The organism is Arcticibacterium sp. SM2516 (genome assembly GCF_057914865.1).
In genome coordinates this window covers 514665-540373 of sequence record NZ_CP195290.1, presented here as the reverse complement: position 1 = coordinate 540373, position 25709 = coordinate 514665, and the positions used below count along the sequence as shown (strand labels likewise).

General features: G+C 38.1%; 21 protein-coding genes. 13 read left to right on the top strand and 8 right to left on the bottom strand.

Annotated features, from left to right (window positions below):
- Positions 1-6 precede the first annotated feature (6 nt).
- The 5 genes from ACSBFT_RS02345 (at position 7) to ACSBFT_RS02325 (ending at position 6141) form a co-directional block, all read left to right on the top strand.
- Positions 7-918: a DUF1338 domain-containing protein gene (locus tag ACSBFT_RS02345; RefSeq protein WP_489603228.1), complete on the top strand. Its 912-nt coding sequence runs from the start codon at positions 7-9 to the stop codon at positions 916-918.
- Positions 915-2441 carry an L-piperidine-6-carboxylate dehydrogenase gene (amaB, locus tag ACSBFT_RS02340; RefSeq protein WP_489603226.1) on the top strand — a complete coding sequence of 509 codons (1527 nt, stop codon included), beginning with the start codon at positions 915-917 and terminating at the stop codon, positions 2439-2441. Before ACSBFT_RS02345 ends, amaB begins: the two co-directional genes overlap by 4 nt.
- A gap of 277 nt (positions 2442-2718) precedes the next feature.
- A complete protein-coding gene (locus tag ACSBFT_RS02335) occupies positions 2719-3156 on the top strand; it encodes a response regulator (protein ID WP_489603225.1) in 438 nt (145 codons plus the stop codon).
- 4 nt (positions 3157-3160) lie between these two features.
- Positions 3161-4879, top strand: a complete 1719-nt coding sequence (locus ACSBFT_RS02330) for a PAS domain-containing sensor histidine kinase (RefSeq protein WP_489603224.1) — start codon at positions 3161-3163, stop codon at positions 4877-4879.
- 242 nt (positions 4880-5121) lie between these two features.
- Positions 5122-6141, top strand: a complete 1020-nt coding sequence (locus tag ACSBFT_RS02325) for a glycoside hydrolase family 43 protein (RefSeq protein ID WP_489603222.1) — start codon at positions 5122-5124, stop codon at positions 6139-6141.
- Between the two features lie 32 nt (positions 6142-6173).
- Here ACSBFT_RS02325 and ACSBFT_RS02320 read toward each other — a convergent pair whose 3' ends face one another.
- On the bottom strand, positions 6174-6659 hold the full coding sequence (locus ACSBFT_RS02320; protein ID WP_489603221.1) for a MepB family protein: 486 nt from the start codon (positions 6657-6659) through the stop codon (positions 6174-6176).
- Between the two features lie 98 nt (positions 6660-6757).
- Here ACSBFT_RS02320 and mscL point away from each other — a divergent pair, with 98 nt between their 5' ends.
- Both mscL and ACSBFT_RS02310 read left to right on the top strand, forming a co-directional pair.
- Positions 6758-7204, top strand: coding sequence for a large conductance mechanosensitive channel protein MscL (mscL, locus tag ACSBFT_RS02315; RefSeq protein WP_489603220.1), 447 nt, complete (start codon positions 6758-6760; stop codon positions 7202-7204).
- Positions 7205-7257: 53 nt separating this feature from the next.
- On the top strand, positions 7258-8565 hold the full coding sequence (locus ACSBFT_RS02310; RefSeq protein WP_489603219.1) for a DUF2254 domain-containing protein: 1308 nt from the start codon (positions 7258-7260) through the stop codon (positions 8563-8565).
- A 668-nt stretch (positions 8566-9233) separates the two neighbouring features.
- Here ACSBFT_RS02310 and ACSBFT_RS02305 read toward each other — a convergent pair.
- The 6 genes from ACSBFT_RS02305 to ACSBFT_RS02280 all read right to left on the bottom strand — a co-directional run bounded on the left by ACSBFT_RS02305 (position 9234) and on the right by ACSBFT_RS02280 (position 16513).
- Positions 9234-9665 carry a hypothetical protein gene (locus tag ACSBFT_RS02305; protein WP_489603218.1) on the bottom strand — a complete coding sequence of 144 codons (432 nt, stop codon included), beginning with the start codon at positions 9663-9665 and terminating at the stop codon, positions 9234-9236.
- A gap of 169 nt (positions 9666-9834) precedes the next feature.
- Complete coding sequence (locus ACSBFT_RS02300; protein WP_489603217.1) at positions 9835-10311, bottom strand: SRPBCC family protein; 477 nt, start codon at positions 10309-10311, stop codon at positions 9835-9837.
- A 294-nt stretch (positions 10312-10605) separates the two neighbouring features.
- Entirely contained in the window at positions 10606-13917 is a 3312-nt protein-coding gene (gene gatB/aspS, locus ACSBFT_RS02295) for a bifunctional amidotransferase subunit GatB/aspartate--tRNA ligase AspS (protein WP_489603216.1), read from the bottom strand.
- Positions 13918-13991: 74 nt separating this feature from the next.
- Positions 13992-14330, bottom strand: a complete 339-nt coding sequence (locus ACSBFT_RS02290) for a four helix bundle protein (RefSeq protein WP_489603215.1) — start codon at positions 14328-14330, stop codon at positions 13992-13994.
- 508 nt (positions 14331-14838) lie between these two features.
- Positions 14839-16251 (bottom strand): amidase family protein, encoded by a 1413-nt coding sequence (locus tag ACSBFT_RS02285; RefSeq protein ID WP_489603214.1) that lies wholly within the window; start codon positions 16249-16251, stop codon positions 14839-14841.
- 1 nt (position 16252) lies between these two features.
- Positions 16253-16513, bottom strand: coding sequence for an Asp-tRNA(Asn)/Glu-tRNA(Gln) amidotransferase subunit GatC (locus ACSBFT_RS02280; protein ID WP_463047354.1), 261 nt, complete (start codon positions 16511-16513; stop codon positions 16253-16255).
- A gap of 254 nt (positions 16514-16767) precedes the next feature.
- Here ACSBFT_RS02280 and ACSBFT_RS02275 point away from each other — a divergent pair, with 254 nt between their 5' ends.
- From ACSBFT_RS02275 to ACSBFT_RS02255, 5 genes are all read left to right on the top strand, one after another.
- Positions 16768-17592: an N-acetylmuramoyl-L-alanine amidase-like domain-containing protein gene (locus ACSBFT_RS02275; RefSeq protein WP_489603213.1), complete on the top strand. Its 825-nt coding sequence runs from the start codon at positions 16768-16770 to the stop codon at positions 17590-17592.
- A gap of 381 nt (positions 17593-17973) precedes the next feature.
- Positions 17974-18156 (top strand): PIN domain-containing protein, encoded by a 183-nt coding sequence (locus ACSBFT_RS02270; RefSeq protein ID WP_489603212.1) that lies wholly within the window; start codon positions 17974-17976, stop codon positions 18154-18156.
- 18 nt (positions 18157-18174) lie between these two features.
- Positions 18175-19461, top strand: coding sequence for an aminopeptidase P N-terminal domain-containing protein (locus ACSBFT_RS02265; protein WP_489603211.1), 1287 nt, complete (start codon positions 18175-18177; stop codon positions 19459-19461).
- Between the two features lie 99 nt (positions 19462-19560).
- A complete protein-coding gene (locus ACSBFT_RS02260) occupies positions 19561-20478 on the top strand; it encodes a Ppx/GppA phosphatase family protein (protein WP_489603209.1) in 918 nt (305 codons plus the stop codon).
- Entirely contained in the window at positions 20468-22024 is a 1557-nt protein-coding gene (locus ACSBFT_RS02255) for an NFACT RNA binding domain-containing protein (protein ID WP_489603207.1), read from the top strand. The genes ACSBFT_RS02260 and ACSBFT_RS02255 overlap by 11 nt, the downstream gene beginning before the upstream one ends.
- Positions 22025-22030: 6 nt before the next feature.
- Here the strand turns inward: ACSBFT_RS02255 and ACSBFT_RS02250 are convergent, their stop codons facing one another.
- On the bottom strand, positions 22031-22483 hold the full coding sequence (locus ACSBFT_RS02250) for a hypothetical protein (protein WP_463047347.1): 453 nt from the start codon (positions 22481-22483) through the stop codon (positions 22031-22033).
- 184 nt (positions 22484-22667) lie between these two features.
- On the opposite strand from ACSBFT_RS02250, the gene carB reads away from it, so the two are divergent.
- Positions 22668-25511, top strand: coding sequence for a carbamoyl-phosphate synthase large subunit (gene carB, locus ACSBFT_RS02245; RefSeq protein ID WP_463047346.1), 2844 nt, complete (start codon positions 22668-22670; stop codon positions 25509-25511).
- Positions 25512-25709: the final 198 nt, after the last annotated feature.

The window sequence follows — 25709 nt, the reverse complement described above, 5'->3', positions numbered from 1 at the left end:
AAAGCAATGAGATTCGAAGAAAAACAAACCTTAGATACTGTGATGAATCGCCTGTTTACACCTTATGAAGAAAGGGTACCCGTGGTTCAGAAAATCATGGAGGCTATGCTGGCAGAGGGTATCATTAAAGACCCTCAAGAGATAGTGAATGACCATATCGCGTTCAGAACCATGGGGGTGCCCCAACTGGGCGTGGCCTCGTTCGAAAAGATATTTCTTCATCATGGATATCAGAAAAAAGACTACTTCCATTTTGAAGGAAAAAAACTAGACGCATGGTGGTACGCACCACCTGAAGAAAGATACCCCCGCATTTTTATCTCAGAACTTCGGGTAAAAGATTTGAGTACTAAGGCACAAGAAATTATCAAAAAATACACGGATGAAGTGCATGCCGATCCTGTAGATGAATTAGACTTAGATAATGCGGATGAAGTGGGTCTTTTTTTTGAAAAACCATTATGGCCGCTCCCTACTTTGGCAGATTACCAGAAACTCAGTGAAGAAAGTGAGTACGCTGCTTGGGTAATTTATAATCGCTACTACCTGAATCATTATACCATAAGCGTACATGCCTTAAAACAAGGCTATAATACGCTGGAGGAGTTTAATGCTTTTTCAGAAAGCCATGACGTTAGACTTAATACCGCTGGTGGAAAAATAAAAACAAGCCCTGATGGACTATTGGCTCAGAGCAGCACCGTGGCAGATATGGTCATGGCTACTTTCAAAGGAGGAGAGAAAGTGGAGATTCCGGGCAGCTATTTAGAATTTGCGGAACGCCGATTACTTCCAGAATTTCAACATTTAAAAGGGCCCGCCATCAAAAGAGAACATCTTAGGGATGGCTTTGAAACTGGCAATGCCGATAAGATTTTTGAAAGCACATTTTCATCACAGACCTCAAAAAAAGCATGAAAGAATTAATTCAAAGAATAAAAACAGAATTGAATAATGCCGGCGTAAGCACGGGTACCATAAACACCATAGGAACTGGAAAAAAATTCACCATTGACTCACCAGTGGATGGCTCAGTGATAGGTGAAGTGTATGCTGCGAGCCTGTCTGACTATGAGAGCGTCATCAAAACTGCTCAAGAGGCAGCCGTCTTATGGCGAAATAAAACAGCCCCAGCAAGAGGGGAAGTGGTGAGGCAGTTTGGACAGAAATTACGAGAGCATAAGCAGTCCCTGGGAGAACTTGTTAGTTTTGAGATGGGTAAAAGCTTGCAGGAAGGTCTGGGCGAAGTACAAGAAATGATAGATATCTGCGATTTCGCAGTGGGTTTATCTAGACAGCTTTACGGCTTACAAATGCATTCAGAAAGACCGCAGCACCGCATGATGGAGCAGTGGCATCCATTGGGCATTGTAGGGATTATCTCCGCCTTCAATTTTCCGGTGGCTGTTTGGGCTTGGAACACGGCTTTAGCCTGGGTTTGTGGTAATGTATGTATCTGGAAACCGTCGGAGAAGACGCCATTTACAGCCATGGCTTGTCAAATGATTTTTGCGGAAGTGCTAAAGGAAAATGATTTACCCGAAGGCATTTCTAATTTGGTCGTGGGGGATCGGATTATTGGAGAAGCAATGGCAAAGGATCCTCATATAGATTTGCTTTCTGCTACGGGTTCTGTCCCAATGGGGAAATCTGTTGCCGTGAATCTGGCGGCCCGCTTGGGTAAGTCTTTGTTAGAACTTGGCGGCAATAATGCCATCATTCTTACAGAAAGTGCAGACCTAAAACAAGCCATTCCTGCTATTGTTTTTGGTGCAGTAGGTACTTGTGGTCAGCGTTGTACGTCTACCAGGAGGTTGATAGTTCATAGCTCCCAATATGACGCATTAAAGGAAAAGCTGGTTAAAGCCTATGGCCAATTAAAAATTGGCGACCCCTTGAATTCTGAAAACCATGTGGGTCCACTAATTGACACAGAGGCGGTAGAGAAATATTTCGCCACTATTAAAGAAGCAAGCGTTGAAGGAGGAAAGGTTTTAGTGGGAAACGGCCAAGTGGAAGGCGATGTCTATAATTCAGGATGTTATGTGCTGCCTACTATAATAGAAGCGAATGCTCAAATGCCTATACTTAAAACGGAAACTTTTGCCCCTATCCTATATTTGGTAAAATATGAAACACTGGAGGAGGCCATTGCTATTCAAAATAACGTTCCTCAGGGATTATCCTCCGCTATTTTCTCCTTAAATCTTAGACAAGCCGAGCAGTTTCTTTCTGCAAATGGCTCAGACTGTGGCATTGCCAATGTGAATATAGGTACTTCTGGTGCTGAGATAGGCGGAGCCTTTGGTGGTGAGAAAGAAACCGGTGGTGGCAGAGAAAGTGGCTCAGATGCCTGGAAAGCCTATATGCGTAGACAAACCTGCACCATTAATTATGGCACAGAACTACCACTGGCTCAGGGGATAAAATTTTCTCTTTAGGAGATGTTAGCATTCGCTGTAAGGAAAACACCCCAACATTACTTAAGATCTAAACGCTTTGCAGGCATTCATAAAAGTAAGAAACGGTATAATCTGATTTAGGTTATAGTTCTAGATACAAATGCTTATATTAAGATAGATAAAGTGGTTAGCTGCACTTGTTCAAATTATATTCCTATATTGCCCCTTTTTATACTTTCTGCATGACCATTGCCACCAGCTCCGTAAGACAAATGCATGAAAATAGTTTTAACCTTTAAGCTAAATTTTAAACCAAATGAAAAACATCTTTCTTGCGGATGATGATGCCGATGACCGAGAATTTTTCAAAGATGCACTGGAGCAAGTAACGATTCCAACTGAACTAACAACTTCAAGTAATGGCTTGGAGTTGATGAGCAATCTTGACATATTAATCCAACATCCACCGCCCCATATTATTTTCTTAGACCTAAACATGCCTTTAAAAGATGGTTTTCAATGTTTGGAAGAAATAAGAAATACGCCCAAGTTAAAGAGTATACCCGTTGTCATATTTTCAACTTCGGACAATCACGTTTTTGTAGATAAAACATACGAACAAGGGGCAAATTATTATATCCGAAAGCCAACTTCGTTTTCTCTTTTGGTAAAGGCTATTGAAAAAGTTTTAACACTAGAAATGTTTCCAGTTCCGCAACCATCGAAAGAGAATTATTTCTTATCAATTGTCTGACATCATGGAAGAGAAATCATCCAATACTATCACTGAACGAGCTTTGCAAAAGGAAAAGCTGGCGGAAGAATTAGTCATGGCAAAAAAGGAACTTGTTTTTCAGAATAAAGAGATAAAAAAAAGAACCACCGAATTAATAGAGGCCGACAAAGAAATGGTTTTTCAAAATGACGAAAAAGGAAAACGTGCTGAGGAATTAGTGATAGCCAATAAGGAACTCGCTTTTCAAAACGATGAAAAAGAAAAACGTGCTGAGGAATTAGTCACAGCTAACCACGAACTGGCTTTACAAAATGACGAAAAAGAAAAAAGAGCTGAGGAACTTAGCCTTGTCAATAAACAACTTAATCAATCGCAAAAACGCTTACAGGACAGCTTAAAGGAGGCATCAGAGTATAAAGATGCCTTAGACGAAACCACTATAATAGCCATTACAGACCAAAAAGGAATTATTAAAAAAGTAAATAGTAATTTTTGCAAAATATCTAAATACACAGAAGAAGAGTTAATCGGACAAGACCACGATATTCTCAATTCAGGATATCACCCCAAGGCATATATCCATGATTTATGGAAAACTATTGCCAAGGGAAAAACATGGAAAGGCGAATTTAAAAACAAAGCCAAAGACGGCACTTTCTATTGGGTGGATACCACTATTGTTCCTTTTCTCAATGAAGACAACAAACCCTATCAATATCTGGCCATCAGAGTTGACATTACCCAACGTAAGGCCTCTGAAGAAGAATTAAAAAGTGCAAACATAGATCTTGTTTTTCAGAACGAAGAGAAAGAAAAGCGGGCCGCAGAACTCGGTATCGCCAACAAAAAGCTTGCTTTTGAAAACGAAGAGAAAGAAAAGCGGGCTGCAGAGTTGGGTGTTGCCAATAAAAAACTTGCCTTTGAAAACGAAGAAAAGGAAAAACGTGCTGCAGAGTTAATTGTGGCCAATAAGGAACTTGTTTTTCAAAACGAAGAAAAGGAAAAACGTGCCGCAGAATTAATCAGTGCTTATAAAGAGTTAGAATCGTTTACCTACATCTCTAGCCATGATTTGCAGGAGCCATTAAGAAAAATACAAATATTCGCTTCAAGGCTGATTTCTGACGAATCTCAGAAGTTGTCTGATAAAGGCAAACGGCATATTATAGGAATGCACGACTCCGCCAATCGTATGCAAAACCTGATTACTGATTTGCTTGCATACTCTCAAACAACAACGCTAGAAAGAAAATTTGAAACCACTGCTCTTAACATTATAGTAACAACTGTACTAAATGATCTCACAGAAATCATTGCCGAAAAAAATGCAGTTGTACGTGTTGGTGAAATGTGCCATGCCCTTATAATTCCCTTTCAGTTTCGCCAACTCATGCACAACATCATTGGCAACGCACTTAAATTTTCTCAACCCGATATACCACCGTTTATAGTCATAGAAAGCACCATTTTAAAAGGCAGCAAAGCAGAAAATCCTAAACTTTTGCCCGATAAGGACTATTGCCACATCACCATTACCGATAATGGTATTGGCTTTGAACCTCGTTACAAAGACCACATCTTTGAATTATTTAAACGCCTTCACGGTAAAGAAAAGATATCGGGCACAGGAATAGGACTGACCATCGTAAAAAAAATTGTAGAGAACCATCATGGTATCATTACAGCTACAAGCGAACTAAACAAAGGTGCAACCTTTGATATTTACATTCCTGCGAGTTGATAGCTTTATTGAGAAACCCTTCTAGCACAAAAGTTGAGCGTAGAGACCGTTTACGACCTACTAATAAAAGGGTTCATTTATAAGTCTGTATACGGCCTTAAATAAACCATACCTCTAATTAATAAATAGCACTAAACTGTAATCTTCCGCCAAAGTTTCAACAAAATCCTCCCACGTCTACTCCTTTCCTATTAAATTCCAAACTTAGCGTTTGAATATAAAATTTGATTCTATCTTTCATTATGAAATTGAATACCCTAGTTTACCTATTCTTGGTGGCAGTTTTGTTTGGCTGCGAGCGTGAAAACACTACCACTGAACTTTCTGGAAATCCTATTGCCGAAGGTTGGTATGCCGACCCTGAGGGCGTTATTTTCGGTGATGAATATTGGATATACCCTACCTTCTCAGCCAAATATGAAGACCAATTATTCCTTGACGCTTTCTCTTCTAAAGATTTAGTAAACTGGACTAAACACGAAAAAATCATAGATACCACCATTATCAAATGGGCGAGACAAGCAGTTTGGGCTCCTTCTATCATAGAAAAAGACAAGAAGTATTATCTATTCTTCTCTGCCAACGATGTACAAAGACCCAGCAGAGGAGCGGCTTTTGACCCAAATAACGACATCAATCATTCAGGAGGAATTGGCATAGCCGTGTCAGATTCTCCCAAAGGCCCTTTTAAAGATTATATCGGTAAGCCATTGATATCTGACTTTTATAATGATGCTCAGCCCATTGACCAGTTTGTCTATAAAGATGAGGACGGCACCTATTACCTTTTTTATGGTGGATGGGGACATTGTAATGTGGGAAAATTAAACGACGATTTTACAGGATTTATCCCCTGGGAGGATGGCTCGCTATTCAAAGAAGTAACGCCAGAGGGCTACGTAGAAGGACCCTTTATGTTTAAAAGAAATGGGAAATATTACTTCATGTGGTCTGAAGGCGGCTGGGGAAACAGTACCTATCATGTTTCTTATGCCATGGCAGATAAGGCGACTGGACCTTTCAATAAAATAGGCACCATATTAGAATCAGATACCACCATAGCTACGGGAGCAGGGCATCACTCTGTGATGCATCCTGAAAACACGGAGAAATACTACATGGTTTACCATAGAAGACCCATCCCAAATGAAGGACGCGACCACCGTGTGATATGCATTGACGAGATGTATTTCAATGAAGATGGCACCATAAAGCCAGTCAAAATAACGAATGAGGGTGTTAAGTCTCATTTGTTACCTTGATAAAATGAATCAGTGGTGGAGCTTAGATAAGTTTATTGATTTTGATACAATACAGCGACCCTATCAAAATCAATAGCATCATTAATTTCAAAGAAATAATCTAACTGCCACTTTTGGGTTCTTTCTGCTTGCTTATTATTTGCAGTATCCCAGATAGGATAAACTCTAAATGCTCTTTTTCCTTCTTTCTTTTCTGTTGAAATTATTCCTTTTTGAATCAAAATAGATTTCGGAAAAACAAACTGTCCAAAAGCATTCTCTGTCTTAACATTGACCACATAAAAATCAATTTCATCTGATTCATTAAAAGGCTCTATGAGTCGGTTGCCATTTCTTTTCCAAAATGTCACAAATTGACCTGCCTTCTTTGGAGTAATTTTTGAGTTTCTGCATAGTACGTTTTTCCCGTTCAACAGAAATCGACAGGCATCATATTCTCTGCTTTCTAATTCTGCTTTATAGCATGACAGTTCCAATCCACATTTATCATAAACCGCTGGGGTCAAATTAATATCCACTATCCTCTGCTATTCGTTTATTTGCTAAGCTAGTTCGTTTTATTTTTTTTATAATCCAAATAAGCCCGAATTTCGAATATTAACAAAACGAAATAAAAATGGCTTTTAAATTTTTCAACGAATTCAAAGAGTTTGCTGTCAAAGGTAATATGATAGACATCGCCATTGGTGTCATTATTGGTGCGGCATTTAACAAAGTAATAGATAGCCTGGTAAAGGAAGTCTTTATGCCTCCCCTCAGCCTGATGACAGATGGGGCACGCTTTGAAAACAAAAAGATAGTGCTGCGTGAAGCTGTGATGCAAGGTGAAAAGCTTTTACACGCAGAAGTGGCTATAGGATACGGTAAACTACTAGAATCCACCCTTGATTTTGCTATCATTGCTTTAACAGTTTTTCTGGTTGTAAAAGTGATGCACTCTATCAAAAAGAAAGCAGACGACCCAAAAGACGCTACCGTAGCAACACCCAAAAACATAGAACTTCTTTCTAAAATCTGCGACTTGATGGAAAAACAGGTGAACCTACTTGAGAACAAGAAATAGCCTCATTGGCCAGGGCCAATGGTCTAAATACATTTAAACTAAAACATAGACGCATGAAAAAAATATTATTCTTTTGGAACAAGCTTAAGTCTACGTTTTGGTTTATACCTGTGGCCATTATCGTTATTGCCATACTTGCCGCCTTACAACTACTTTATCTGGATAGCCATTTAGCATTTACACCAAAAGGTGTTTTACAATACATTTTCCCTGGCAGTGCAGGAGCCGCTAGAAGTGTGCTATCCGCCATCTCTGGAGCCATGATTACCGTGGCGGGTACCGTTTTCTCCATTACTTTGGTGGCTTTAACTTTGGCTTCTTCGCAGTTTGGGCCACGTCTGCTTCGTAACTTTATGCATGAGCGACTTAACCAGGTGGTGCTCGGTACCTATGTATCTACATACCTTTATTGCCTGATTATTCTCAATGCCGTCAGAGATAACGACAGCATCTCTTTTATTCCTACGCTATCGGTTTTTGCAGCCTTTTTGGCTACCATCGCCAATATTATTTTGCTTATCATTTTCATACATCATATCGCCATCAAAATACAGGCCGATGCTGTGATAGCTGACATCTCCGAACTACTCTCAAAAAACTTTGAGTCTCTTTTTCCACAGGAAATTACATTAGGAGAACCTACTCGTCAAGAACCTGATATGACTCAGATTTTAGACCATTATGAATATAATATGCCAGTTCTAGCCCCGAAAAATGGATATTTACAATTCATAGATGCAGATAGCTTAATTCGTACCATGAAGGATAAAAACCAGCTACTCATTATGGATGCTAGACCTGGAAGTTATTTAGTCAAAGGATTTACGGTCGGTATGCTTTACGCATCAAAACCCATTCAGCCAGATGAGCTTAGTTCGCTCCAAAACATGTTGGTTTTAGGAAATCAAAGGTCACCCGACCAAGATGCTGAGTTCTCCATATTACAAATGGTGGAGATAGCCGCCAGAGCCTTATCGCCTGGTATCAATGACCCATTTACGGCCATAGCCTGCATAGATAACTTGACGGCCACCATGTGCCGATTAACGCAAATTCAGTTTCCGTCGAAATACAGATATGATGATGAAGATCAACTCAGGGTTATTGCTAAAAACCTAGATTTTAAAGGCCTCATGGACGCTTCTTTTAATCAAATAAGGCAATATGCCGCTGGGAACCCATCGGTGTTGATTAAGCTTATGGAAGGTTTTAAAACACTAAAGAGTTTTGCGACGCTTGACGAACATCACTCTGCCATAAAAACACATGCAGACATGGTCAAAAGACTGGCAGAAGAAAGTATAAGTGAGGTGAACGACCTAAACGACTTAAAAGAGCGATATCAGACTTTTGAGGATTGATTGGTTTTGGTTCTTAAGCCTTCGACCACGCTTTGGTCGTGGTTTCTCTTTTTTGCTTGCTCACTCTACCTTTAGCCTAGCATCGTAAACGAAAGGCAGAACTAATTTATCACCTTGAGGCAAAGTTTCATCTTCCACCTCTAAACTTTTGAGACCGACTGAAAATAGCATAAACTATAAACCAGCATAGCATCAATACGCCTAGAAGCAGTAAATAAGATTTTAAATGAATGCTTAAATCTAACTGTCTTGAAATTCTATATGAGTGATTTAGCATCGCAGAATTGAGTATAGATAGGATTACAATGCTCGAGTAAATAATTACGGAAAAACATATATTGTCCAAAAATCCTTTAGAAAACCCATTATTAACATACCTTTTTAAATAATAGTATTCCATTACTAAAAAAGAAATAGGGGTGACTATTAGAAATAAAAATCCCACTGCTGGAGCCATAAGTATTGATATTCCTATAGGAAAAATAGCTAAACCGCTTAATCTTAAAAGCCCCTTTATTTTCTCCATTTTTATACTGCGTGTTCATTCCCAATATAATCAGCCTAAGGCTGATACGCTTTAATCACTGGCTTCCGAAAACATTACCTTCCGGCAAACCAAAGGCTTGCAAACACTCCATCGAAGCTACAAGCTTTGAAGAGTAAGTTCGCTAATTGGAAAGCCCACCAATCTCCACACATTCTATTAAGGGTCTCCTATCTTCAACTAAGAAGAAATCACATTTAATAGCTTCAGTTTTAAAATCAAACATTCGTGTTTCCACTTCCAGATATCCTACACAGATGGCCGAAAGAAAAACCTTGACACTTAAAGGTCCATTTGCACTAAAAGTATATTCACCACTTTCTGTTGTTTTTACTTTTAAACAACCCATAGTTACTACTGAATGACTAAGAGGTAAACCAGTTATTTTATCGTAAATAGTTCCTGAAATATTAGTTGGTTTTCCTTTTGAATTTATCATCTCTAAAAGGTATCCGCCATCATTATTTGTTGGCAGAAGTGCCAATTTCGGTCTAACAGTACAAGAAACATTTAAGGTAAGAAGTGTAATCACCAAAATGACTAAGTTTTTTTTCATTATTCAATATTTCATTAATTCCCATTACTAAGCCTCTAGCTTAGCAGCTGCGATAATCATATGCCTTAATTTATACCTACCGAAAACATTACCTCCTCACAAGCCAGAGGCTTGCAAACACTCCTCCGAAGCTACAAGCTTCGAAGAGCAAAGACTAAAACGCGACCTCTTAATTGATTAATATTTTTCGCCACTTATCCGTTTCAGCAAATTCTTTAATAATTTGATTTCGTTTTGATAATAAATCTGTCATATAATTTTCAAGAAATAGCACATCAGCTAATTTACCCAAAATACCTAGAGGAGATGTATACTCAAATACGTCGACCATTAGAGTGCCATTTTCAAAATCAGAAAAATGATGTTCATGGCTAAATCCTGAAAAAGCACCTTCTTGCATTTCATCTACAAAGTATTTTGGCTTTTCAAATTCCATAATTTTTGATGTTAGATTTTGATAAACTCCAAAATGCCTTGCTCTCCAAGTTACACTTTCACCTAAACCTATCAATCCGCTAGTTTTACCGGCAACGGCCTCTTCATTTGTCTGTTCTGTTGATATTTTATGTAAATCAATACTTCTAGAAAGGTCAAAAACTATTTCTTTATCAGCTGTAATAACTTTTCTAAGTTCGATTCTAGGCATTTTTGTGATTGAAAAATATACACTAATATAGCAAATCCCTCTATTTAGCTTGATTGATTTAAGGCTATCAATTAAAATTGTTTTGGGAGGAGAAAAGTAACAGTAAAATTTAGGATTGCCCTAAAACAGAACACGCAGCCCACAAAACTGGAGCTGCATGTCGCAATTACACTTCATCAACAAACTAAAAACCAAATAATATTTTTAGTGTTACAAATCTATAAAAAGTTTAATCGAAAAACTAAATGATTATAATACAAGATTAGCAAAAGGTAAATTAGTACGTCAAATTGTTCAAATCGACTTCACATTTTGTTCATTTATCTTCTTTTCCGATAAAATAGAAGGACTATTGAAAAGCAAATCTTCGCCAGATCCCGTTTTTGGGAAAGCCATCACTTCTCTAATGGAGTTTCTTTTTTCCAAAATCATCATCAACCTATCTATACCCCAAGCTATTCCTCCGTGTGGCGGTGCACCGTAATGGAAAGCCGTATACATCTGCCCCACGCTCTTCATCATCTCCTCCTTATCGTAACCCATGTTCTTATAAGTAGCCTCCAAAATTTCTGCTTTATGAGCCCTCACAGAACCTCCACCTATCTCGTATCCGTTAAGCACCATGTCATACTGCTGAGCTATGATCTCTCCCACGTTTTCGCTCTTCATATGCTTATCTAGGTCTTCTACCTTTGGCATAGAGAAAGGATTATGGGTAAAGGTCCATCTACCTTCGTCTGTTTTTTCAAAGAAAGGGAAATCAATAACCCAAGCCGGATGCAATTCCTTTGGTTTGATAAGTTTCAGGATATCGCCCAACTCTTGTCTTACGGCGTCTAAAGCCGTATTGGCCGTTTTATAATCTGCCGCAGAAAAGAAAACAATATCCCCTACTTGGGCATCGGTAGCCTTAATAATATTGGCACAAACGTCCTCTCCTAAGAATTTAATAATAGGCGACTGTAAATCGTTTTCGTTGACAATAATATAGGCCAAACCTCCCAAACCGTGACTTTGAGCCGTAGCCGTCAATTTCTCAATCTGCCCTTTTGAAAGTCGCGTTTTCTGGAACTCTGCTCCTACTTTAATACATTTCACGATTCCACCATCTTCTATTGGCTTCGCGAAAACTTGAAATTCCGTTTCTTTTACAATATCCGTAATATCCTGCATTTCCAGTCCAAATCTTATATCTGGTCTGTCGCAGCCATATTTATCCATAGACTCTTTATAAGTCAATACTTTAAACGGATGCAGTTTCCATTTTTTGCCATAAACCTTATGAACCACCTCGTTAAATAACTTGGTATTGATGTCAATCACATCTTCCATGCTCACATAAGCCATCTCAATATCCAGCTGCGTAAACTCAGGCTGTCTATCGCCACGCGAATCTTCATCTCTAAAACATCTGGCTATCTGGAAGTATTTTTCAAAACCTCCCACCATCAGCATTTGCTTAAATTGCTGTGGAGCTTGCGGAAGCGTATAAAACTTACCGGCAAACTTACGGCTAGGCACTATAAATTCTCTGGCTCCTTCATCTGTTCCTGCCGTTAAAATAGGCGTTTCCACCTCTATAAACGACTCAGCGTCTAGTACGTCTCTTATCAGTTTTATAACCTTATGACGGTTAATAATAGCCTGACGAGCTTCTGCACTTCTGTGGTCCAGATATTTATATCTAAAACGTACATTTTCACTCGTTTTAGCGGCTCTCTTAATTTCAAATGGCAAAGTGCTGGCAGCGTTAAGTACTTCTAAATTAGACGCATTCAATTCCAGTTCTCCTGTTCTAATGGCCGCGTTAAAATCATCCTCTTGTCTTTTGATAACACTTCCGGTTACCATTATCACAGATTCAGGTTTTAGCTTCGCAAACAAATCAATTTTAGAGATGTTATCTCTATCTAACCTGATCTGCATCACCTCGTAAGAGTTATCTCTAAGGTCAATAAACACCAACTCCCCGTGATCTCTCACACTAGCTACCCATCCAGAAAGTGTCACTTCCTGCTCAAGCAAAGCCTCAGAAACTTCTGAAATTTGATGTGTCCTATATTTATCTTTAACTACAATTTCCGTAAACCTGACATCTTCCTCTAATTCCGTAGATTTCTGGCGTGTCCCACTAGATTTGGCATTCTTTGCGGCTGCTTCACTCGCTACCATTTCAGCATTAAGTTGCGACAAAATCATCTCACGCACCACTTTACCATTGGCACCTTTACCAACCGTCTGTAATACTTTACCTACTAAAATCCCGGCTTTCCCTTGGTTTCCGGCTTTAATCTCGTCGGCAGTCTCTTTGTTATCCGCAATCACGGCGTTGATGGTCTCTGCTAATGTATCGTTTGAAATGCTATGCTCTTTAAAGTAAGTCTGAAAATCAAAATTTGGGTTATGAATCAGCTCTTTAATAGCATTTTGAAGCAAAATTTGCGTAATACTTCCAGATTGTAAAGCAGCAAAAACCTTAATCAGGCTTGCCGAATTTGTGATAGACGTATAATCTTCTGGTTTCAGATTGTTCAATAAAGTCTTAGCCACAAAAGAAGTGTCTTTTAGCTCTTTATTGATAGCCGTAAACAAATCTGACCTTACAGAATCTGACGTGAAGAATTTAGCATCCTGAGGTCTTACACCTCCATTAATCAATGTGCTTTCAATAGCAAACGGCAATAAGGACTCGTCTACCTGCGTAGCGGCTACTTCTTTCTCAATATTGACAAAAGGAATGTCAGGCTCTAAAACATAACGATAATCCGCAGCAAATTCCTTGGTACGCATCACCTTAGTTTGCTTTAGGGCTTCATCCCAAAGTACAGTGGTTTGTTCTGGTCTTGGTTTTTTATGCTCTTTAAAATAGGCGAATTGCTTGCTAACTTCCTCAATTAGAGCCTCCACCATAAACTTGAAGGAATTCAAGTTCTTTATTTCTGTTCTAGGGTTTAAGTCGTCTGTTCCTATTTTTCTTAAAGAAACCGAAACGTCAGATTTAAATTCCCCTTTTTCAAGGTTTGCTTCTGAAATTCCTAGATTCTGAACAATACGCTGCACATATTGAGCATACGTAGCTGCATCTTTTAAGGTTTTGATACATGGTTTGGTCACCACTTCTATCAATGGAACACCACCTTTATTAAAGTCTACCAATGTTTGCTTACGCTCGTGCATCAGCTTGGCGGCATCTTCTTCTAGGTGAACTTGCTCAAGCTGCACCGAAAAAGTGGTTCCATTATCTCTGTAACAGTTTATTTCCCCATCTGGAATAATGGGTCTTTGAAACTGTGTCAGCTGAAAGTTTTTTGGATTATCAGGATATTCATAGTGTTTTCTATCCCAGCAAATAACACCATTTGAAAAAGTAGAATTTACCGCTTTTCCAAAAATGATGGCTTTTCTAATAGCCTCACTATTGATAGCGGGTAATACGCCCATTTGTCCTGTACAAACAGAACATATATTGGTATTAGGCTCTTCTGCTTCTGCATTTGGGCAGGCACAAAAAAGCTTGGTTTTAGTATTAAGTCTGATATGAGTTTCTAAGCCAATGACTACCTCAAGGCCGTGTTGCTCTAATTGTTTTTCTAAATCTTGTACCATTTTCTATTTTTTGGTAACCCCAATATTCTAATATGTCAATGAATTAATGCGTCAATGCTTAAATAATTCACCTTTTAATTATTGTAAGTTGTGTCTTTAGCTTTTGTTATAATTCGAGATATTTCGTTCGCTTCTACCAAGAGTCTTTCAAGCTCTTCTTTACTGTCTGACAAGTTCGTTTCTTTAATGATTTCAAGCCAGTATTCCGTTTCATCCGCTTCTTCTTCCACTATACAGATTTTACTAAAAAACTCTTTTTTCGATCTCGCTCTACAAGCTGCTCTATAATTAGCTCCTGTAGAAGTGGCAGATTTAATCAATTGGTATGTTATCACAGAGGATGCTTTATTTTTTTTCAAAGTATCACAAAGAAAAATCAAATCAACGGCAAATTTCTTTGTCCTTGTTTTCATCTTCTCTATAAAAATACTTTTCTCACTCATACATACTTAAGGTTAAATTAAAACATCGCGTCCCTCATGAATTCTATCCCAGAAACATTAAATCCATAACCCCTTTTATCATTAGAACATTGAATCATTGTATCATTAGAACATTGAATCATTGTATCATTAAAACCCTGAACTCTTATTATTGGAGCATTGAATCATTGTATCATTAAAACATTAACCCCTTTTATCATTAGAACATTTAATCATTGTATCATTAAAACCCTGAACTTTTATCATTGGAGCATTGAAACCTTTTATCATTAAAACATTAATCCCTTGAGACATTGGAGCATTGAATCATTAAAACATTAACCCCTTTTATCATTGGAGCATTAAATCATTGTATCATTAAAACATTAACCCCTTTTATCATTGGAGCATTAAATCATTGAATCATTAAAACATTAATCCCTTGAAACATTAACTCCTTTTATCATTTAACCATTGAGAGTCCTTATCTATTAAAACATCAACTAAGCTTTAACTCATTCAAGTAATTAGCGAACTGAAGAACTTTATCTTCACGCTTTTTATCTGCGGTTATTTGAAGACCGGTTTCTGTACCATGCGGTACGGTAAGCGTTGGCAAGCCTCCCAAACTAAAACCTACCGTGTATGCATCAGAAAGGTACATGGCCAATGGGTCCTTTAAATTATCACCAATAAGAGGTGTTGGCTGCGGTGTCACTGGTGACAATATGATATCCACGTTCTCAAAATCCGATGAGAATTTGCTAGAAATCTCGTTTCTAATGGCTCTTGCTTTAAGGTATATAGCTTCAGAGTGCCCCGTAGATAATACCTGATTACCACCCACAATCCTTCTTTTGGTTTCTTCCGTAAAATTATCAGAACGTGTTTGGGCGTAAATCTCCTTCAAGTTACTCCCCTCTTTGCGGTCTCCGTAATTTGTTCCATCTAACCTTGCCAAATTGGAAGCCGTTTCTGCCATGGCCAACGTATAATAAGTAGACACCAAAGTATCACTCTCATAAAAATCCAATTCCACTACCGAAACGCCATCAGATTTCAATTTTTCTATCAAAGCCTTAAAATCTGCTTTAATACCTGCATCTAAGGCCTCTGTTTGAATGAAGTTTCTATAATACCCAACTTTTAGTGTTTTTGCCTTAGCTGTATTTCCAAGTGTATCCTTAGAAACTGGCGTAGTTTCTAGTGTGGTTTGATCGTGGTAATCTTTCCCACTCAACAAGTTCAACACAATTCTGATATCCTCTAAACTCTTCGCGATTGGACCTACGGTATCTGTAGATGAAGCATAGGCCATTAAACCGTATCTAGAAATACGTCCGTAAGTTGGCTTTAAACCATATACCTTATTATATCCAGCTGGCTGACGGATAGACCCACCGGTATCTCCACCAATAGAAAAAGCGGTATAACTCTTTGCTACGTTCACAGCACTTCCTCCACTTGAGCCTCCTGCTACTTTCTTTTCGTCCAATGCGTTTTTGGCAGAGCCAAAAACCGTATTCTCTGTGCTACTACCATGGCCAAAACTATCACAGTTTTCTTTCACTATGGGTATGGCACCCGCATCCAATAATTTTTGAATCGCGGTAGCGGTATAAGGAGAGATATAAGTCTTCAGAAAATCTGAACTCGCAGAAGCGGGCTCTCCCTGCAAAAGGTAAACATCTTTTATTCCGAAAGGAATCCCTTCTAAAAGACCTATCTGCTCACCATTTGTTATTTTATCATCTACCAGAGCAGCACTTTTCAATGCTTTGTCTGTCAAAAGAAAATTAGCAGTATTATTGGTGCTTTTACCTAGCAAATCCAACTTACTTTTAACCAATTCCGTACAACTGATCTCCTTATTCAAAAGGGCATTGTGTAGTTTTAAAATTTCTGATTCCATATTACTCCTCTATCACTTTAGAAACTACCAAATAACCATTCTTGCTTTTTGGAAAATTTGCTTTGATTAAACTTTTTTCCAACTCCGAGCTTTCTATCACCTTATCTTCTCTTAGGCTATCCAGATTCACCCCTTCAATAGTTAGAGAATTGGTCAAATTGGTCTTTGCTCCTTTTATTACATCAAACAGTTTCTCAACTGCCTCAGAGGATTGGGCACCTTTTATACTGGATAGTACCTCCAGCGTCATTGTTTTACTCATTGCTAATCAAGCAGTTTGGGCATTTATCATGCCTTTCTAAATTTCCTTTATACTTCTGTTTCTAAACTCAGTTTTCGAAACAAGGCACAAAGGTAAAAAAGTACAGGGAAAATAGCATGTAAAATCTATGTTTGATAGCTATCTATTAATTCTTAAGAGTAACAATATCCAACATAATCCTTTAAATTTTGAAGTATATTTGCACAATATTTTAGTGCTTTTCTTCTTATACAATTAATAAAACTTAGCATCAATTGAAATCAATTAAACTCATCACTTTCCTTTTATTCAGCACTTGTGTGTTTGCTCAATCTGCCGATGATAAATTAGTAGAAAAGGTTACGTCTAACCTTGGGAGTCAAACCAGGGCCGATAAACTCATAGAAATAGGAAAACAGTTTTTAGGAAAACCTTATTTAGGAGGCACTTTAGAATCTCCAAAAGAACAGTTGACATGTAGATTAGACGGCTTTGACTGCTATACTTTTGTGGAGACAGCTTTGGCACTGGCCCTTACTTCAGAAGCTCCTCAAAGGAACGTTGAAACCCTCAAAGAAGAACTTCAATTTTTAAGATATAGAGATGGAGAAGTAGACGGTTATGCTTCCAGAATTCATTATTTCTTTGAATGGGCAAAAATTGCAGCAAAAAATGGTGTCCTAACAGATTTGACGCCAGAGCTAGGTGAGCCAAATTCTAAAATTATAAATTTCATGGGCACTCACCGCCAATTTTACCCCGCTTTTAAAACGGATGAGAAGGTTTTAGCTCAGATTAAACTGATGGAAAAGAATGTGAGTAAGTATCAGTTTAACGAAATCAAGAAAGAGAATTTACCCAAGGTGCAAAACCAAATCAAAAACGGTGATATAATAGCTTTTACGTCTACCATTGCAGGTTTAGATGTAAACCACGAAGGTTTAGCTTACTGGAAAGGCGATAAATTACATTTTATGCATGCCTCTTCTGAAGATAAAAAAGTGGTGATTTCTGATGAAACTCTGCAAGAATACTTGAATAGAATAAAAAAACACTCAGGATTGATGGTTTTAAGAGTGAATGAGGATAGTGGTTTATAGACAAACAGCCATTAAAATTCTTAATTGAAAAGACTACCTTATACTATAAATATTTGTTTATGAATACACAGGAGCCTCTTTACTAATGTTAATGCACTTCTTGCTCATTTAAAGATGGAACTCCATGACTTTATGGCCTTCCTTAAATCAAAAGCAGAGAAAAGTCCAAATTCAAAGAACGCTCTTTTGGTGTCTTGAAAGGTAAAATCACTATCTCTGATGATTTTAATGAGCCTTTAGTGGTTTCTCTCTGGAATGTTTTTTTTGTCCAGAGAAGCCAAAAATGCTAATGTAACCAGCGAAAATGCTTGTTTCTTTAACATGGTATGCCTTTGGTAAATCACCATAAAACTAGCAGTATCACGAAAAGACTTTGGTGAAATGTTAGTTAAAAATAACACTCAAATTCTTCCCCTCACTTTTGAACATTTATTGAATCTAGTTAATATTCATAGAGATCCTTTTGATAGAATTATGATAACTCAAGCCTTGACAGACAGAATGACCATGATTTCAAAAGATTCCTTTTTTACCAAATACAAGAATTTAGAAGTACTTTGGTAAAAGACAAATACTTATTTAATGCGTTATACACCCCTTGCTAATACCCTTTTCAGTAAAAATAGAGCCAAGCTCGTTGAGCGACTTAAGAAAAACAGTATGGCTCTTTTGTGCTCAAACGATGTTATTCCGACCAATGCCGATGGCATCATGGGTTTTAAGCAAAACTCTGATTTGTTTTATTTGACAGGAATAGACCAAGAAGAAACCTATTTACTACTCTACCCTGACCATCCTAAAAAGAAGTTCAGAGAGATCCTTTTTATTCGTGAAACCAATGAGCATCTTAAAATCTGGGAAGGGGAGAAATTATCTAAAAAGCAGGCCAAGGAACGGAGCGGCATAACCACCGTCAAATGGTCTGATGAAATAGATAAATTCTTGGACAAAAACATTGACCTGCCTTGCAACATCTATTTGAATTCGAATAAGCATTCGGGTAGAAATGAGGACTTCGTGACAGAAACCATACAATTCAACAAGTGGATTAGAAAAGCTTTTGGAGTAAAAAAGCCAAAGAAACTCGCTCCTATACTCTGGGATTTACGCAGCATTAAAGAACCAGAAGAGCTGGAACACATCAAAAAAGCCATTGACATCAGTAAAAATGCTCTAAACCATTTTGCTAAGAAACTACGTGTAGGTGTTCCCGAGTATGAACTTGAAGCCGAACTCACCTACCAATTCCTTCTCAACAAATCTAGAGGGCATGCCTTTCAGCCTATAGTGGCTTCGGGTAAAAATGCTTGCGTGCTGCATTATATCAGCAATAATGAAATCTGTCAAGATGGCGACTTGGTCCTTCTTGATTTTGGTGCCGAATACGGCAATTACAACGCCGATATCACGAGGTGCTTTCCTGTCAATGGCAAATTCAATGATAGACAAAAAGAGGTTTACCAGTCTGTTTTAGACGTTTTCAAATTTAGCAAAGGAAGACTCGTGCCAGGAAACACCATGGCAAAACTCAGAAAAGAAACAGCTCAATTCATGGAAAAGGAGTTGATTAAACTCGGACTTTTAAGCCATAAAGAAATAGACGACCAAGATCCCAAAAAACCAGCATACAAGAAATACTTTCCTCATGGCGTTTCTCATTACCTTGGCTTAGATGTACACGATGTAGGGCCTGTAGATGTAGAATTCAAAGCGGGAATGCTGTTTACCTGCGAACCCGGAATCTATATTTTGGATGAAGGCATAGGAATACGATTGGAAAATGACATTCTTATTACAACAGATGGAAATATCGATTTAGGAGCTGACATACCTATTGAAATAGAAGACATTGAAGCCATGATGGCATAGACTTCCAGAAGAAAGAACATATCATTTTAATAAAAAATATAGATTTCGCATTTAGCTAGGTCATAAATTCATGACCGATAAAGCTTAAGTTTGCATCCGATGAAAAGAGCAATTATAGATTTAGGAACAAATACGTTCCACTTACTTATAGTAGATCAGCAGGATAAGGTCCTATTCAAAACTTCGATGGCTGCCAAAATTGGCATGGGGGGTATCAATAAAGGAATTATCACCCCAGATGGAATTGAAAGGGGGATTGCTGTTTTAAGCGTATTCAAAGAAAAAATCACGGAGTTCGAGATTGACCAAGATCAAATCTTCGCTTTTGGTACCTCCGCTTTAAGAAGTGCCAGCAATCAAGCCGAAGTATTAAAAGCAATAAAAGAAAGCACTGACATTTCTGTTAAAGTAATTTCTGGCGACAGAGAAGCAGAGCTTATATATAAAGGGGTAAGTCAAGCGGTGCCAATCAAAGACAATAACCTCATTGTGGATATCGGAGGCGGAAGCGTAGAATTCATCCTTTGTAATGAAGAGGGCATACTTTGGAAAAAAAGTCTAGAAATAGGCGGACAAAGAATGATGGAATTATTCATAGATAGAGACCCCATTTCTCCTGCGGCCGTCAATAAACTGGACGATTATCTTAGAGAGAAACTATTGCCGCTTACCAATGCCATTCACCAATATTCTCCTAAAATAATGGTGGGTTCATCGGGTAGCTATGATACGCTAAATAGCATACATCATTTTAAACAAACGGGCGAAAACACACCAATAGACCAAATAGGATTTGATTATCCTTTAGAGGCATTTATTGATATCTACGAACAACTGCTCACTAAAAACAGGGAAGAGCGAATGGCCATTCCTGGTATGATAGAATTAAGGGTAGATATGATAGTGGTGGCAGTTTGTTTAATTCGCTATTTGATTCAAAATTTCGGACTGACCACCATCAAAATCTCAAAATACGCGATGAAAGAAGGAATTCTAAAAGAAACCAATGCACTGTAATTACCATTTCTTTAAACATTTAGTCCCTGCCCTTCATGAAAAACTGGAAGGACTGGAAATGCTATCTTGTTTTAGTCAAGAGAAAGATGAACTGGTGATTGGTTTTGGAAATCCAGAGCGTGATTTTTTCATCAAATGCTCCGTTTTACCTAGCCACAGTGGCCTTTATTTTACAGAAGTATTTCATAGAGCTAAAAGAAACTCTATTGACCTTTTTAAAGATTTTATCAATGAAACGGTTTTATCTGTCCAAGTTTTTGAAAACGAAAGAGCCTTTGCCGTGTACCTCAGTCAGGACAAAATCCTGGTTTTTAAAATGTTTGGAAACAGGTGTAACGTCTTAGCATTTAAAAATGAAAAACTGACGCAGCTATTTAACAATACGCTGAAGCAAGATTTTGAACTTCAACTCTCCGATTTCAGCAAAGAAAAAGTTGTTTCCTTTCAAGATTTTCTAGATGCCGAAGGCGATGTATTCAAAGTCTACCCTACTTGGGGCAAACTGCCTCAGAAAGTATACAAAGAAAAAAGTGGCGATGATCTAGAAGAAAACTGGGAGCTTATTCAAAACATAAACCAGGTTTTAGATCTGGGTCAGTTTTACCTCATCAAACTCAATGAGCGATTGCATCTCTCTTTAATAGAAGTAGGTGAAGTTTTAAAAACTTTTGACAATCCGCTAGAAGCGGCCAATGCATATTTCGTAGAAAAAATGCAGGTGACCCAGTTGGACTCAGAAAAGAACCAACTGAAAAGGAAAGTTCAGAAATCTATCAAGGGCTGCGAGACCTATATCAAACAAGCCAATGAAAGGTTAGATCAAATCATTTTAGCGACTAGCAATCAAGATATAGGGCATATATTAATGGCAAACCTTCATTTGGTTCCGTCTAAGGCGACCAGTGTTGAATTACTAGATTTTGTTTCTAACGCCCCTATTACCATAAAGCTAAAGAAAGACTTATCTGCTCAAAAAAATGCCGAAAATTATTACAGAAAAGCAAAAAAAGAGAAGATAGAGATTGAATTCTTAGAGAAGAATATTGCCGAACGAACTCAGGAGGTCGCTTCGCTTCATGCCAAACTTGAAAACCTAGAAGACGAAGTTTCCTTAAGAGACCTAAGGAAGTTTGCTCAAAAAGAAGACCTTTCTGAAAAGAAAAAGAAAGACAAAGGCGTAGACGAGCTTTTCAAAAACTTTGAAGTGGATGGGTATAAAATCTTAATTGGGAAAAATTCAAAAAACAATGATCTGCTCACTTTAAAGCATGCCACCAAAAACGACTTATGGCTTCACGCCAAAGATGTGCCAGGATCTCACGTGATTATAAAGGAAAGACCGGGTACAAAGACACCCATATACGTGATAGAAAGAGCCGCGAGCTTAGCGGCATGGTTTTCAAAACGAAAAACCGATACCATGGTACCGGTAATGTATACACCGAAAAAGTTTGTACGTAAAATAAAGGGTTCTTTAGCCGGACAGGTAGTCGTAGATAAAGAAGAAGTCGTTTTGGTAGAGCCTGTAGACCCCGCAAAATTCTAAGGTATATTACTTAGCAGCTATAGAGTAAAGCAAGTTTACCGTTCCTAAAGAATACAATTCCAGTTTCTGGACAGCATTCTTAATATAGACACCATTCACCAAAAACCTTACGACATCATTGTTTTGAGCTAAATCTAGTATGGCACTGATGTTTCCTTTCTCTCCAATAATCTCTGATGCTATTAATCTGCCACCTCTTACTAAGTTCACTTCTATTTCTGGAATCACTAATTCCGAACCAGCATCTCTACCCACAGAAAAAGCTTTAAACTCAATATTCCTATCACTGATATTGATGGTTTTGGCATTGCCTAAAGGCTTCCCATTGGCCGTAACTTTTATCTGCAGATGTGAAGGATTGTACACAGGTAAAATAGACACTTCACCTTGGGCAAGCACCGACAAAGAAGAAAAAAGACAGATAAGTATAAGAAGAAAATTTATTTTTTTAGAAAGCATATTCTTTGGATAGAATTAATGTTACAAAAGAAAGGAATCAAATTGGAATTGTCCAACTAATCTCACAATATTTTCCATGTTATCTATGAATTTTATACAAAAACCTATCCAATCTTATTAACTAACAAAAATCTCTATTAACTTTGGGCTTCGATGAATAAATCGGAATTCCTTCCCTGAAAAAATGCCAAAAAATCCCAATCTGAGATCTGTATTGATTATCGGCTCTGGCCCTATAATAATAGGTCAAGCCTGTGAATTTGACTACTCTGGCTCACAAGCCGCCCGCTCTTTAAGAGAAGAGGGTATTGAAGTTTCATTAATCAACTCAAATCCAGCTACCATTATGACAGATCCGCTCAACGCGGATTTTGTATATTTGAAACCCCTTGAGAAAAAATACATCAAGGAAATCCTAGAAAAGCATGTAGCCATGGGCAAGCCCATTGATGCAGTATTGCCGACTATGGGTGGTCAAACAGCCCTTAATCTGGCCATTGACTGCGACCAAGCAGGTATCTGGGAAAAATACAATGTAGAAATGATTGGCGTGGATATAGACGCCATCGAGACTACTGAAGACCGTGAAAAGTTCCGTTTAAAAATGATGGAAATTGGCGTTAACGTCTGTAAAGGACGTACGGCAAGGTCATTTTTGGAAGGAAAAGAGATCGCTCAAGAAATAGGTTTCCCCCTAGTTATTAGACCATCCTTTACCATGGGTGGTTTTGGTGGCGGATTTGTAAACTCTCCAGAAGAATTCGACAAAGCCTTAAACGCTGGTTTGCACGCCTCTCCTACCCATGAAGTATTGGTAGAACAATCTATTTTAGGATGGAAAGAATACGAATTAGAGTTACTGAGAGATAATATTGGTAACATTATTATCATCTGTACCATAGAAAATTTTGACGCCATGGGCGTTCATACTGGAGATTCCATCACAGTAGCTCCAGCTATGACACTTCCTGATACAGTCTATCAGCACATGAGAGACATGGCCATCAAAATGATGAATGCTATAGGGATGTTTGCTGGAGGTTGCAATGTTCAGTTTGCTTTGAGCCCAGAAAATGACGAGCTTATAGGTATAGAAATTAACCCTCGTGTAAGTCGTTCTTCTGCCTTAGCTTCTAAAGCTACGGGGTATCCTATTGCTAAAATAGCTGCCAAATTAGCCATTGGCTATAACTTAGATGAGCTTATCAATCCTATAACAGGAAGCACTTCAGCATTTTTTGAGCCAGCCATTGACTACGTTATCGTTAAGGTTCCAAGATGGAATTTTGATAAATTCCCTGGAGCTGACAGGAAGCTAGGACTACAAATGAAAGCCGTGGGTGAAGCCATGGGTATTGGTAGAAACTTCCAAGAAGCTCTTCAGAAAGCTTGTCAATCACTTGAAATTAGAAGAAACGGACTTGGTGCCGACGGAAAAGAATTAAGAGACCAAGCCGCTTTAAAAGAGAGTTTAGAGCACCCATCTTGGGACAGACTCTTCCATATATACGACGCTTTTAAAGCTGGACTATCTTTTAATACCATCCAGAAGCTTACCAAAATAGATAAGTGGTTCTTACATCAGATAGAAGAACTTATTCATTTAGAAAGGAAGATTGAGGTTTACAAGCTGCCAGAATTACCTTTTGATTTATTGCTAGAAGCAAAGCAAAAAGGATACGCTGACAGACAAATAGCTCATTTACTTCATTGCTTAGAAAGTGAAGTATCAAACAAAAGACATGAGTTAGGAATTAAAAGAGCCTATAAATGTGTGGATACTTGTTCTGCAGAGTTCGAGGCTCAAACACCTTATTACTACAGCACTTTTAATGTCACTCAGGATAATCCTGATAATGAGTCAATCGTTTCCGACAAAAAGAAAATTTTAGTCATAGGTTCTGGCCCGAATAGAATTGGTCAAGGCATTGAGTTTGATTACTCTTGCGTTCATGGTGTTTTAGCAGCCAAAGAGTGTGGTTATGAAACCATCATGATTAACTGTAACCCTGAAACCGTATCTACAGACCCTGATATTTCTGACAAATTATACTTTGAGCCTGTTTTCTGGGAGCACGTTTATGACATCATTCAGCATGAGAAGCCTGAGGGCGTAATTGTGCAGCTTGGAGGTCAAACGGCTTTAAAGATGGCTGAAAAAATGACAAACTATGGTATCAAGATTATTGGTACTTCTTGGGAAGCGTTAGATTTGGCCGAAGACAGAGGACGGTTCTCTGAGAAACTGGTGGAGCTTGGTATTCCTTACCCTCCATTCACCACCGTTAGAACAGCCGATAAAGCGGTAGAGGTTTCTAAAGACCTTGGATTCCCTTTATTGGTACGTCCGTCTTATGTTTTGGGAGGTCAAAACATGAAAATCGTTATCAACGAGCAGGAACTAGAGCAGCACGTTGTTAAAATATTAAGTGACATTCCAGATAATAACATTCTACTTGACCACTTTTTAGAAGGAGCCGTAGAAGCAGAGGCTGACGCTATTTGTGATGGTGAAGATGCTTACATCATCGGTATCATGGAGCATATTGAGCCTGCAGGTATTCACTCTGGAGATTCTTATGCCGTACTTCCAGCTTTTGATTTGAGCGAAAACGTCATGAATCAAATTGAGGAATACACAAAGAGAATTGCGATAGCCCTTGATACCAAAGGACTAATTAATATCCAGTTTGCTATCAAAGACGAAATCGTTTATATCATTGAAGCCAATCCAAGAGCCTCTAGAACGGTACCGTTTATTTGCAAGGCTTACCAAGAGCCTTATGTGAACTACGCCACCAAGGTTATGCTAGGAGAATTAAAGGTAAAAGACATTAAGTTTAACCCTATCAAAAAAGGTTACGCCATAAAAATACCGGTATTCTCTTTCCATAAATTCCCGAATGTAAATAAAGAACTAGGGCCAGAGATGAAGTCGACTGGTGAAGGGATTTACTTCATTGACGACCTCAAGGATGAGTTCTTCTTAGACGTTTACAAAGAAAGAAATATGTATATGAGTAGGTAATTAATGACCTCTCAAACCTTGATACTAAAAAGCGGCATAATGATATTATGCTGCTTTTTTTTATGTATAACATTTAGATTTTGTTAAATCACCTTCAGAAAAAATGGATTGTGGCATTTTTTTAATTAATTAGGGTACTTATTCAACCCTTACCTATGAAAAACACATTTTGGCGGATGCTATTGACAAATAACAATA

Bases quoted from the DNA above. Each gene is read 5' to 3' on its own strand.
- ACSBFT_RS02310 (WP_489603219.1), top strand. From the start codon at position 7,258: ATGAAAAAAATATTATTCTTTTGGAACAAGCTTAAGTCTACGTTTTGG.
- ACSBFT_RS02325 (WP_489603222.1), top strand. From the start codon at position 5,122: ATGAAATTGAATACCCTAGTTTACCTATTCTTGGTGGCAGTTTTGTTT.
- ACSBFT_RS02335 (WP_489603225.1), top strand. From the start codon at position 2,719: ATGAAAAACATCTTTCTTGCGGATGATGATGCCGATGACCGAGAATTT.
- ACSBFT_RS02345 (WP_489603228.1), top strand. From the start codon at position 7: ATGAGATTCGAAGAAAAACAAACCTTAGATACTGTGATGAATCGCCTG.
- ACSBFT_RS02280 (WP_463047354.1), bottom strand. From the start codon at position 16,513: ATGAGTAAAACAATGACGCTGGAGGTACTATCCAGTATAAAAGGTGCC.
- carB (WP_463047346.1), top strand. From the start codon at position 22,668: ATGCCAAAAAATCCCAATCTGAGATCTGTATTGATTATCGGCTCTGGC.
- ACSBFT_RS02300 (WP_489603217.1), bottom strand. From the start codon at position 10,311: ATGCCTAGAATCGAACTTAGAAAAGTTATTACAGCTGATAAAGAAATA.
- ACSBFT_RS02260 (WP_489603209.1), top strand. From the start codon at position 19,561: ATGAAAAGAGCAATTATAGATTTAGGAACAAATACGTTCCACTTACTT.
- ACSBFT_RS02270 (WP_489603212.1), top strand. From the start codon at position 17,974: ATGTTAGTTAAAAATAACACTCAAATTCTTCCCCTCACTTTTGAACAT.
- amaB (WP_489603226.1), top strand. From the start codon at position 915: ATGAAAGAATTAATTCAAAGAATAAAAACAGAATTGAATAATGCCGGC.
- mscL (WP_489603220.1), top strand. From the start codon at position 6,758: ATGGCTTTTAAATTTTTCAACGAATTCAAAGAGTTTGCTGTCAAAGGT.
- ACSBFT_RS02290 (WP_489603215.1), bottom strand. From the start codon at position 14,330: ATGAAAACAAGGACAAAGAAATTTGCCGTTGATTTGATTTTTCTTTGT.
- ACSBFT_RS02305 (WP_489603218.1), bottom strand. From the start codon at position 9,665: ATGAAAAAAAACTTAGTCATTTTGGTGATTACACTTCTTACCTTAAAT.
- ACSBFT_RS02265 (WP_489603211.1), top strand. From the start codon at position 18,175: ATGCGTTATACACCCCTTGCTAATACCCTTTTCAGTAAAAATAGAGCC.
- ACSBFT_RS02285 (WP_489603214.1), bottom strand. From the start codon at position 16,251: ATGGAATCAGAAATTTTAAAACTACACAATGCCCTTTTGAATAAGGAG.
- gatB/aspS (WP_489603216.1), bottom strand. From the start codon at position 13,917: ATGGTACAAGATTTAGAAAAACAATTAGAGCAACACGGCCTTGAGGTA.
- ACSBFT_RS02330 (WP_489603224.1), top strand. From the start codon at position 3,161: ATGGAAGAGAAATCATCCAATACTATCACTGAACGAGCTTTGCAAAAG.
- ACSBFT_RS02250 (WP_463047347.1), bottom strand. From the start codon at position 22,483: ATGCTTTCTAAAAAAATAAATTTTCTTCTTATACTTATCTGTCTTTTT.
- ACSBFT_RS02255 (WP_489603207.1), top strand. From the start codon at position 20,468: ATGCACTGTAATTACCATTTCTTTAAACATTTAGTCCCTGCCCTTCAT.